Origin of the sequence: Bradyrhizobium sp. CCBAU 51745 (assembly GCF_028128715.1) — a bacterium.
Classification (GTDB): Bacteria; Pseudomonadota; Alphaproteobacteria; order Rhizobiales; family Xanthobacteraceae; genus Bradyrhizobium; species Bradyrhizobium manausense.
On sequence record NZ_LBJP01000066.1, the window covers coordinates 46903 to 56695 of the forward strand.

Consider the following 9793-nt stretch of genomic DNA (forward strand, 5'->3'; position numbering starts at 1 on the left):
GAAAGAGCACCCGCGGCATCGACCTTGGGCCAGGCTGTGCAGTCGTCCGCGGCCACGCAGCTGAAAAGGCAAGAATTGAAATCACGGAACGTCAGGAATCTTCGCCTGCTACAGCGATCACGCGAAGAGGACCCGTGTTCTATTCCCCTTCCGGGAGCATTTTGATCATGAACGCCAAGGTGATTTTGGTCATGCGGCACGCCGAAAAGTCGGACGATCCGCTTGATCCCGACCTCACTCCCGCCGGCAATGCCCGCGCGCAACGGCTGGCTCAATACATTCCAGCGACATTTGGAGCGCCGAAGTGGTTGTTTGCAACCGCTGCTTCAAAGCACAGTCGGCGTCCAATTCAGACGCTGGAGCCTCTTGCCAGGCAATGTCACCTGACAATTGATGAAACCTACGCCGATCAGGACTACGGCGCGCTGGCGCACCACCTTCGCAAGAGCGACGCCTTCGATGGCGCGCTCGTCGTAGTCTGTTGGCATCACGGAAATATCCCGCCGATGATGCATGCGCTGAAGGCATCGGCGGACGCTTATCCGGACCCTTGGAAAGGCGATGTTTTCGATCTCATTCTTCAAGTCGAGTTTGCGAAGGATCGGGAAACGCCTGAGGTCACGAAAGTGCGGGAGCCGTTCTGACGTTGCGCCTGCCGCCGGGCCGGTGAGTGAAAAGTCAGATCGACCGTCGCGGCGAACAATTGCGAGAGGAAACAATGGGTCGGTTGCCGAAGCAGCGAACGGCTATTCTGGTGACAGCAGCGTTTTGTCTGGCGGCTTTGGCTGCGGCTGATGTGCCGGCTCCCTTGCGCGCCGCGCCGCCCGGTTACGAGATCCAGAGCTTTCCTGTGCTGGAAGCGCTCCAGTCGGAGGGCCGGTCGCTTGCAGCGGACAGCAAGGATTGGATGAAGAAGTGGAGGGGAACGAACCTCGAGGACAGCGCCCTCTATACCTTCAAGGAGCTGTCCGGCTCGACGTCGATCAATATGAAGATCGAGAAGATCGATGCGTCGGATCCGAAAGGCTACAAGTCGCGCGGATCCTTCGTCCCACGGAATAGTTCCGCCAATCCCGACATCGAGATAGCGGCTTTCAATCTCAGTGCCATCCTTGGATACGACCAGATCTATCGACCCGCCGCGCGCTACGAGCTTGGTCCGATCGCGAGCCAGGCGTTGAAATCCCTCATCGGAAAGTACAACTTTCATGGTTCCGCGCGGTTGGCCAACAAGGCCCGAATATTGAAGGCCATAGACTCCGGGTCAGCCCTGAAGGGATGTGTCAAGGCCAAGAAGGACGACACGGGCGTCGCGTTCGACGCGATCGCCAACACCCACGCCGCGTCAAATGGCGCCCCGAACGCCGGTCACCCGATCATTCGGTTCCTGCAGGCGGCGAATGAGAAACCGACGGCAGGCAAGAGCCTGACTTTGAAAACCGGCTATGACGGCGACGAACTCGAGCTCGCGCGGGAGTATTCGGTCATCATGACGATCGACGCCATCACCCAGCAGTGGGACCGGTACAGCGGCGGCAACGTGGCGATCCGGAAAGACGATCAAGGTCGCGCTCATTTCTACATGACCGATAACGGCGGAGCCGATCTCAGCGACAGTTGGAACGCGCGGAATCTGACCTGGTTCAGCCGCTTCGATCGCGGCGTCATCCAGAAACTGGCCGATCTGAAACGATTCCTCGACACCCCCGCGACCGGCTATCTCGGCTATTCCGATCCTGAAGTGTTCGTCACCGACCTTGGTCTCTATTCCCAGAACAGCGCGGCTATCAATGTTCAACGGCTCAGAAGGAACCTGGGCCTTGTGCTGGACTATGTCCGAGCGACCGAAACCAAGTTCGGCGATAAAGCCTTCTTCGACTGAGTCTGCCATCGACAATCAAATGGCGCAGCTGATCGGATTCGCCTGCGGCTGCTGCGGCAGCGGAGCTCTCACGGCTCGCAACTCCTGACTTTGACTGTTTGGGTCGAGAAATGGGCCTGCAGATCCAGGTCGAGCTTCAAGACGCCTTTGAGGCATGCTTGATGCAGCTTGGCCGCAAGGTCCTTCAGATTCCTTCGGATGTTGGCGTAATCGTCGGCCGTAAAAACCAATTCCCGGACGAAGAAATCCTTCGTTTCAGTCGAATCGGCAACGGCGTCAAGTTGCTGGAGAAGCAGGTAGGTCTTTGGATCAATGTGCGCGATACGATCGGCCAGGCCGACTCGATTTGCAATATTCTCCTTTGCGACCCCGCAGTCATTGTCTTTCAGGAGCATCTTCTTGAGCTGAACAGCTCCCAGTCTCGCTGCCTCTTCGGGCGTCAAGTCCTTGCTCGACTTCAGCTTGGCGCTGCCATCCCCTGCAAGGTCCGCTGCATCGAGGTAGTAGTAGGTCGTAAGATAGTGGATATTGCCGAAGCGATCCTGCTGGTTCATGAGCGTGTCGAGCACGATCAAGTCCGCAGCATCCTTGAGCTGCACCATCTTCTGAACGTTTTCGGTGGTGAAGCTTCGTCCCACCAACGTATTGATGTCGACGTTGCGGGCCAGCATTTGCACGACCGGGTTCCTGTCGCGGAAATTCAACGCGCGGGCTACGTTGTTGGCTCCGCCATTGAAGAACTCCTTGTAGAAGCTTTCATGCTTTGGATTTTCGCTAAGGGCGCCATACGACTGGGTGAAGTCGTCGGTCAGCAGAAAATCCCGCCTTTTGCCGTTCGCGCCTGCTGTCAATTGCGCCATCAGGCCTGCCCAGGTCTGATGAATAAGACCGTTCGAGGCGGTCTCCGCCAGTGCCGCGCGACCGAGGGCAATATGATTTTGCAGGTCGAACGTGCGCAGAACTGCCGGAGGTACGTCAGCGATGCCACCAAGCATGCGCGACAGATGGTAGTAGCCGAGGATGGATGGAGTGTAGCTGCAGCTGGAGCTCAGCTTGTATTTGGCTATCTTGTGCGCGCCGGCAGTGTTGCAACGAGCGGCCTCAACCTGTTCGGGAGTGCCTCCTTGAGGGAGTGAATAGAGGTCAAGACCCGGATTGGTGCTGTTGAGTTTCGGACAAGCAGCCGAATTCTTGTGCTCATCGATATTGCAAAGCCGAATCTCGATCTCGCTGTCCTTGTCGAAATATCTCCCACCGGCGAGATGCTTGGGAACGACGCAAATCTCGGCATGTCTGCCTGGCACCGGAATCTGCGTGGTCTGTTCGCCGCGCGCAGGGTCGACGGATAAGCCGGCATGGGCGTATGCCGAACCGAGGAGCTGCAGCGGCAGCAGTAGAAGCCGAATGAACCGCACGGGTCTCATGGCGTGTCGTCCCGGTCTCGTGTGGCACGTGGAGGAAAACCCGCTGGAGCGAGGTCTCCACTAGGTTTGCATTCGCAACGTCCATCCGTGCGCCGATGTTTGCGATGCGCGCACGGAAAGAGTCCTGGAAGCCTCAATGGTATTGCGGACAAACGCGAGCCGCGTCCTGCTCGGAGATTTGCAGCTCCGGATCGGTGAAGCGGACGAAATTCGCGACCTCGTCGTGCTCTTTTGGATAACGAATCTTGGGCGGGATCACGCTATCCCAATATTCGGCCGCCTTGCGGGAATCCCATCCCGCTGGAGCGCAAAATTGAGCGAGGGCCGTGGCCGAGATAAAACCGGAAGCATGCAGGCCATACCAGCAATGGACGTACATCGCACCCTTGCCTTGAGTGATGATCTCATGGAGCTTGGTGAATGCCGTCTTCAAGGCCGCGCGGTTGTCCCACTGGTGATAGTCATATTGGAGCGAATTGCCGGCGCAGCTGACATTCTCGGTTCCGTTCCATCCGGTTCGGTACGCGTACACCGCCTGCGAGAAGCCGGCTTTGCAAAGTGCCTGAAGAGACTGATTTTGGAGCGGTCGGCGTGGACCGTCGACACCAGCGCGAGACCCTTCGGTGCCGCCGCGATAGAGGACCCCAGGCATGACGACCCGAAAGTGCGTCAGTCCTACTCCGTTCCCAACTGGAAAGAGTTTCTCTTTCTTCATATCGGCGTCGTCGGTTCCCGCAGGCTGCGCAAGAGCGCTCGCTGCAACTGACAGTCCCAACAGCAGAACCGAACAAAATCCAGGGATTTTGGACATGGCGTCTCCTCACCGAAGATAGTCAGTCTTGACGTCGCGTCGGACCTTGATTCCCTCCTGAAAGCGAAAAGAGCGAGGTGGCTCCAGCGCATCCTCGGCAGTTCAGCAGATCGCGCTGGTCTCGACGTTAGAGCAGCCAGCGACCAAAGGTTGTGAACCACTTCACATGGCCGGAAAATGCGATTGAGCTAAAGTTGCAATCTCAAGTGAAGGTCGTTTGGTGCAGACCTAGGTTCATAGGTTTCGCGAGGACCGGACATGCCAGCAACGCCCAATTTGCCGACGCCCGATTTCAGCTTCGATGCCGACCAGCCCGGCGCATGTATCGCTGGCGTACGGCCGTATCGCAATGGATCCTACCGTCTCGACGCCGAGACGATCTCCAGCAAATTCTTCGTCCATAATTACGGGCATGGCGGCGCCGGCATTACGTTGAGCTGGGGCTGCGCCTCCAAGGTGCGGGATATCGTCAGGAGCCATCTGGTTGGCTCGCCCGATACGAAGGTGGCCGTCCTGGGTGCAGGGGTGATGGGCCTGACCGCCGCCACGCTGCTTGCCGATCTCGGTCTGACGGTCAGGATCTATTCGGACCGCCCGCCGCTGCAGACCACGTCATCCAAGGCCGGCGGCCAGTGGGCGGTGTCGGTGGTGGAATTCGCGGGCAAGCAACAGGAACTCACTGACATCATCAAGTTCGCATACACGACCTTCAAAGCCAGCATCGGCCAGGGCTTTGGCGTCAGCGAGCGGCCGAACTATTCGGCCACGCCGTCGCATAATCTGGATGTCGTGATCCAGCTGGCGCCCGGTCTCATCAAGCCAAGGCAATCGCTTCCAAGGGAGCCGTTCGAGGGCCATACCAAGCCTGGCTTCGTCTATCAGACCTTGTTGATCGAACCGCCGATCTTCCTTGCGAAGCTCGAAGCAGACCTGCGGGCGCGCGGCATTACGTTCGTGAACAAGAGATTCGTCGACAGGTCGGATATCATCGCGTCGGTGCCGGAAACGATCGTCGTCAATTGCACCGGGCTCGGGTCGATGATGTTGATGAGCGATCCGAAGATGGTCCCGATCAAGGGGCAGTTGGCGATGTTGCCGCCGCAGCCCGCGTTGCAATATTTGTATGGTCAGGACGGATATTTGTTCCCGCGCGCCGATCACGTCGTCATCGGCGGGACGTTCGAGGTCGGCGTGAACAATGAGACGCCAGACAAATCCGTGTGCCAGGATCTCGTTCGTCACATCGCCTCCCAATTTGGCAAGGCGTCGGCGAAGCCTCTTCCGGACATCCATATCCACAACCCGGACCACGCGCCGATCGTCAATCCGCAAATCCCGGAGGTCTGAGTAGCGAGGTCTCGTAGGGTGGGTTAGCCCTGAAGTTGCGCGGAGCGCATCTGCAGGGCGTAACCCACCAGCTTCGGCGCGCTCGCGGCGATGCAGGTTGGCGCTCCACCCCCTACGAGCTTCAGTCTATGACCCGAGCTGACTTGGCGGCTAGATCCCCAGATGATCCTTCCGCGCTCTCAACGAGAACGACAATGGAAGGCGGGGATGTGCATCTGGAAGGCGCCAACGCCGATCGGATGAAGGAACCATCATCGGCAAAGCGCGCCAGGGCAGAACTTCATGTTCATGGAACATCCTGATTGTTAGTCCAGCCTCGATCAACGCGCCAAGGATCGCGGACATCGAATGGATCCATTCGCGGGTCGATTGATGCGTCATCACGGTTGGATCACCAGTGTAGGTTCTCTCGCTTGTGAATTCGAGTGGACGATCGACGGGCGTTTGAAAATCGTAGGTCGGCTCGAGCCTGCCTTCCCGTTCCTCCATGAGCACGAAGCTCGGGTGGGCATCTGCGCAATACAGTTCTCCGCCCGGCGCAAGGACTTTCGCAATGACACGCGCCCAAACCGTGAGGTCCGGCAGCCAGCAAATGGCTCCCCACGTGACATAGACCAGATCGAAAGGTCCCGGCGTCAGCTCAGGCGTGTCGTCCACTCGGCCCACCACGAAGTCGGCTTTGACCCCGGCCTCGTCGGCGAGCCGTCTCGCCGTGCGGATGGCTTCGGCGGAGAAGTCGAGACCGATGGCGCTCGCACCCAGCCGCACAAGGCGCAAGGTGTCGGTCCCGATGTGGCATTGAAGGTGAAGGACCTTTTTTCGAGAAATGTCTCCGAGTTCGGCGGCTTCGATAGAGTGCAACCGGTCATCATCGGACCGCACGCGATCAAGCCCGTAGAACCCCGTCGTATCCCGCGCATGAATGGCTGCACGTTCATCCCAGTTACGACGATTGATTTCGATCGGATCAGTCATGAACGGATGCTCGATTTGCCGCAGCGAGGTCTCGTAGGGTGGGTTGGCCCTGCAGATGCGCGAAGCGCATCTTCAGGGCGTAACCCACCAACTTCGTCCCGCCTACGCTGAAGCACGGTGGGTGACGCCTTCGGCTAACCTACGCGCTGCCTGCCGCATCGCCAAATCGGGTGGCCCGCTCAGGTGTCCTTCAGAAAAATGGGATCGATCTCCATTGATGGAGGGGCAGCGGCGCTCATGAATACGGGCTGGAGCGTGTGTGACTTGAACCGCCACACATTGTCTTCGTCGAGCACGCACTCATTGGTCAGATCCGCCACCATCATGGGAGGATTTGATTGACGCGTGGATGGATAAGTGAGGCTACCGTAGAAGACAATGATGCCCAGCACGGTCGCGGAGCGTTCGCGGCTCGATGCCACGTGCAGGTTGGTGATCAGGTGGCGCACGGCCTTCACACCGCTGATCCCCAGTCGATCCACGGCGCTCTCGCCGATCTGACTGGCCCGCCACTCATAAAACGCCCGGATCTGCTCACGTCCTTCGAACCGGTTGTGACCCACTATCTTCACGCCATCAGGCGTGAAGAATTCATGGGCCGTGCGCCCATCGTTGAAGTCGACGTCATGCCAATACGTCACCTCGATGCGGTGAAGGGCATGCCAGAGAAGGAGGTCGTCGTGCGGCGTCATTGGCATCTGGGCTACTCCCGAGAGTTGGCTGCGGAGAGTTGGCTGCCCCGCTGCCGGCCTGTTCGCGCGAGCGGACGCGAGACCATCTATTCTCCAAATCGCGCGGCGAATTGCTCGAATTATGGCGCCTCCATCCAGCGTGGAACGGGCAAGTTTTTCTGGCGCAGGAATTCCGGGTTGAACAGCTTGGATTGATAGCGCTGTCCGCCGTCGGCGAGGATGGTCACGATGGTCTTGCCGGGACCGAGGTCCCGCGCAAGTCGCATGGCTCCGGCGATGTTGATGCCGCTCGATCCACCGAGCACCAGTCCTTCGTGCTCGATCAGGTCGAACAGAACTGGCAACGCCTCCTCGTCCGTGATCCGGTACGCCGCATCGATTGGCGTGCCTTCAAGATTCCTGGTCACACGCACTTGTCCTATCCCTTCGGTAATGGAGTTTCCTTCGCTCGTCAGCTCGCCCCTGGTGAACCAGTTGTAGAGCGCGGCCCCCATGGGATCGCTGAGCGCGATCCTGATTGCTGGATTTCGCTCCTTGAGGGCTCGTGCGACCCCACCCAGCGTTCCGCCACTGCCGACGGCACAGGTGAAGCCGTCGATCTTTCCGCCCGTTTGTTGCCAGATCTCCGGCCCGGTCGTGCGGTAGTGGCCCTCGCGATTGGCAACGTTGTCGAACTGATTGGCCCAGAACGCACCGAGCTCTTCGGCGAGCTGGCCGGAATAGCGCGCGTAATGACCGGGATCCGAATAGGGAACGGCAGGGACCAGTCGCAGGTCTGCACCGCAGAGGCGCAGCATATCCTTTTTCTCCTGGCTCTGCGTGTCAGGCATCACGATCACGCTTCGATAGCCGCGTGCATTCGCCACGAGCGCAATGCCGATGCCGACATTGCCGGCCGTGCCTTCGACGATGACGCCGCCCGGTGCGAGCTTGCCGCTTCGCTCGGCATCATCGACCATGGCGAGCGCCGCACGATCCTTGATCGACCCACCTGGATTGAGAAATTCGGCCTTGCCGTAGATCTCGCAGCCCGTGGCCTCCGACGCCATTCGCAGCCTGATCAATGGCGTATTGCCGATCGAGTCCAAAAATCCGGTTCGGATGCCGTTCATCGCCTGCCCACCTTCGCGCGCTCGTGCAACTTTAGGCTGGCAAGCAGACAATTCCGTTTCCTAGTTTGGGCGATATGGGCAACGACTTTGGCGTTCAAGCTACTCGATCGGCAATTCCATTCCTGCGCCGTCTTTCACTCCGCTGCCGACCCAAAGCCGCTGCGTCCGCGTGTCCAACAGGCGCGAAACGCGAGCGCTGCGCCGGATTGCGACATCGTCGACGGCCTGTCGCGCCTTGCGGGATGCATCGCCTGGTTCGCCTGCAAGGTCACCCGCCGGGTCGGTGTCGGCGACCACACTCTGATCATCACCGAAGCCTGTATGCGGTCACCATGCGGTGAGGCGGGGAGCGTCCCTTACGCCGCTTTTTCCGACTGGGCGAGATTAGGCTGTGTACTCACCAAGGCTAGCCGTCTGATGTCCGCTCACCCCGAACGGCAGCGGAGAACCGGACATCTCCGGATGTCGCAGAAGGGCCAGAAGCCGACCTCGCGATTGGTTTATGGGCCTGGCACCATCATGGTCGGCTCTTCCAGCAGGGAAAAGTCGTAGCCCTCGCAGCTAACATTCGGGTTGGTGGGCGCAAACATGCCGAGCGGGTTCTCCTTGAACAACCAGGCATGCAAATCATAATGTACAAACTCCTTTGGAATGAGCGGCCAGTGTCCTTCCATCGGGCCCATGAAGGGTTGGTCGAAGAGAGAGGGGCGCTGCTTGGTATCTGCCGTCAGAGGCACCAGCCACTCGACAGCCACGAGCTTCAATTCCTTGCCCACGGGTTCGTAGATCAAAACGTTGGGCTTCATCGGATCGGGAGCGCCCTGCACTGTAACATTGGCAAAGTGCACTCCCATAGCGCCTTTGGCATACTCCATGTGGTGCGGTAGTTTCTCACCAGAATAGTGCACGCAGCCCACCGTCGACAGGTAGCGGTCGCGCACGGCTGCCTTGTAGTCCTGATATTTCTCCAGCGATTTTCGCAACGTGTCGAGTTGAGCCTTGTAAGGCTCTTCGGCTGCAATTGGTCTGAGGGTTGCACCGATAAAGGCAAGACCTAGCACGGCGACAAAGGTACCACGGACAGATTTGCGCATGTTCCCTCCTGGCTTTTCATCAATGCGATGTCGGAATGAGCTGCCCTAACGAGACCGCGCCCCAGCGCCAGCAATGGCATCAGCTGAAGCCCCACAGCCGCGATCAGCGAAATCCAACCCAGGACCAGCACGCCACAAGTCCCCCTTGCAGTCCCCGAACCAATTATTGCGCCTATGAATGTGAGTACGTTTCGGCTGCTGCGAGGTTCACTTATCAACTCAAGGCGCAGCACCCGTTGCGATTTCGACCCGACTGATGTCGGCTCGGGGTCAAAGGCTGCCCTCGACAGCCAGCATGCCCTTGGTCGGGTCACCTCTCAGGAGCCGACATCGCCGCGCTCCGGACTGAGGTCAGCCAAGGGCCACGTCCGGACGCCGAGGATGCTGCCGCTCGCCGGAGCTGTTATGATGATGCGGTTTTGGGGATGGATCGTCCGGAAGAGGTAATGATCATGT

Annotated in this window: 9 protein-coding genes; 3 read left to right on the forward strand and 6 right to left on the reverse strand. The window is 59.1% G+C overall.

Annotated elements, in window-relative coordinates; translation table 11 throughout:
• Nucleotides 1–167: 167 nt before the first annotated feature.
• Together XH98_RS16075 and XH98_RS16080 are read left to right on the forward strand one after the other, a co-directional pair.
• Nucleotides 168–644, forward strand: coding sequence for a histidine phosphatase family protein (locus tag XH98_RS16075; RefSeq protein WP_271619192.1), 477 nt, complete (start codon nt 168–170; stop codon nt 642–644).
• Between the two features lie 26 nt (nt 645–670).
• Nucleotides 671–1882 (forward strand): hypothetical protein, encoded by a 1212-nt coding sequence (locus tag XH98_RS16080; RefSeq protein WP_271619193.1) that lies wholly within the window; start codon nt 671–673, stop codon nt 1880–1882.
• Between the two features lie 68 nt (nt 1883–1950).
• Here the strand turns inward: XH98_RS16080 and XH98_RS16085 are convergent, their stop codons facing one another.
• Entirely contained in the window at nt 1951–3306 is a 1356-nt protein-coding gene (locus XH98_RS16085; protein ID WP_271619194.1) for a hypothetical protein, read from the reverse strand.
• A gap of 133 nt (nt 3307–3439) precedes the next feature.
• On the reverse strand, nt 3440–4117 hold the full coding sequence (locus XH98_RS16090; protein WP_271619195.1) for a hypothetical protein: 678 nt from the start codon (nt 4115–4117) through the stop codon (nt 3440–3442).
• A gap of 258 nt (nt 4118–4375) precedes the next feature.
• Here XH98_RS16090 and XH98_RS16095 point away from each other — a divergent pair, with 258 nt between their 5' ends.
• Nucleotides 4376–5464 carry an FAD-dependent oxidoreductase gene (locus XH98_RS16095; RefSeq protein WP_271603569.1) on the forward strand — a complete coding sequence of 363 codons (1089 nt, stop codon included), beginning with the start codon at nt 4376–4378 and terminating at the stop codon, nt 5462–5464.
• A 150-nt stretch (nt 5465–5614) separates the two neighbouring features.
• Here XH98_RS16095 and XH98_RS16100 read toward each other — a convergent pair whose 3' ends face one another.
• The 4 genes from XH98_RS16100 to XH98_RS16115 all read right to left on the reverse strand — a co-directional run bounded on the left by XH98_RS16100 (nt 5615) and on the right by XH98_RS16115 (nt 9337).
• Nucleotides 5615–6439 (reverse strand): class I SAM-dependent methyltransferase, encoded by an 825-nt coding sequence (locus XH98_RS16100; RefSeq protein ID WP_271619196.1) that lies wholly within the window; start codon nt 6437–6439, stop codon nt 5615–5617.
• A 179-nt stretch (nt 6440–6618) separates the two neighbouring features.
• Nucleotides 6619–7137, reverse strand: a complete 519-nt coding sequence (locus XH98_RS16105) for a nuclear transport factor 2 family protein (RefSeq protein WP_271619197.1) — start codon at nt 7135–7137, stop codon at nt 6619–6621.
• 113 nt (nt 7138–7250) lie between these two features.
• The gene (locus XH98_RS16110) at nt 7251–8243 is read right to left on the reverse strand and encodes a cysteine synthase A (RefSeq protein WP_271619198.1); all 993 of its coding nucleotides are present in this window, start codon (nt 8241–8243) and stop codon (nt 7251–7253) included.
• Nucleotides 8244–8743: 500 nt separating this feature from the next.
• The gene (locus XH98_RS16115) at nt 8744–9337 is read right to left on the reverse strand and encodes a hypothetical protein (RefSeq protein ID WP_271603573.1); all 594 of its coding nucleotides are present in this window, start codon (nt 9335–9337) and stop codon (nt 8744–8746) included.
• Between the last annotated feature and the right edge of the window lie 456 nt (nt 9338–9793).

Bases quoted from the DNA above. Each gene is read 5' to 3' on its own strand.
- XH98_RS16090 (WP_271619195.1), bottom strand. From the start codon at position 4,117: ATGTCCAAAATCCCTGGATTTTGTTCGGTTCTGCTGTTGGGACTGTCA.
- XH98_RS16095 (WP_271603569.1), top strand. From the start codon at position 4,376: ATGCCAGCAACGCCCAATTTGCCGACGCCCGATTTCAGCTTCGATGCC.
- XH98_RS16105 (WP_271619197.1), bottom strand. From the start codon at position 7,137: ATGCCAATGACGCCGCACGACGACCTCCTTCTCTGGCATGCCCTTCAC.
- XH98_RS16085 (WP_271619194.1), bottom strand. From the start codon at position 3,306: ATGAGACCCGTGCGGTTCATTCGGCTTCTACTGCTGCCGCTGCAGCTC.
- XH98_RS16075 (WP_271619192.1), top strand. From the start codon at position 168: ATGAACGCCAAGGTGATTTTGGTCATGCGGCACGCCGAAAAGTCGGAC.
- XH98_RS16110 (WP_271619198.1), bottom strand. From the start codon at position 8,243: ATGAACGGCATCCGAACCGGATTTTTGGACTCGATCGGCAATACGCCA.
- XH98_RS16100 (WP_271619196.1), bottom strand. From the start codon at position 6,439: ATGACTGATCCGATCGAAATCAATCGTCGTAACTGGGATGAACGTGCA.
- XH98_RS16115 (WP_271603573.1), bottom strand. From the start codon at position 9,337: ATGCGCAAATCTGTCCGTGGTACCTTTGTCGCCGTGCTAGGTCTTGCC.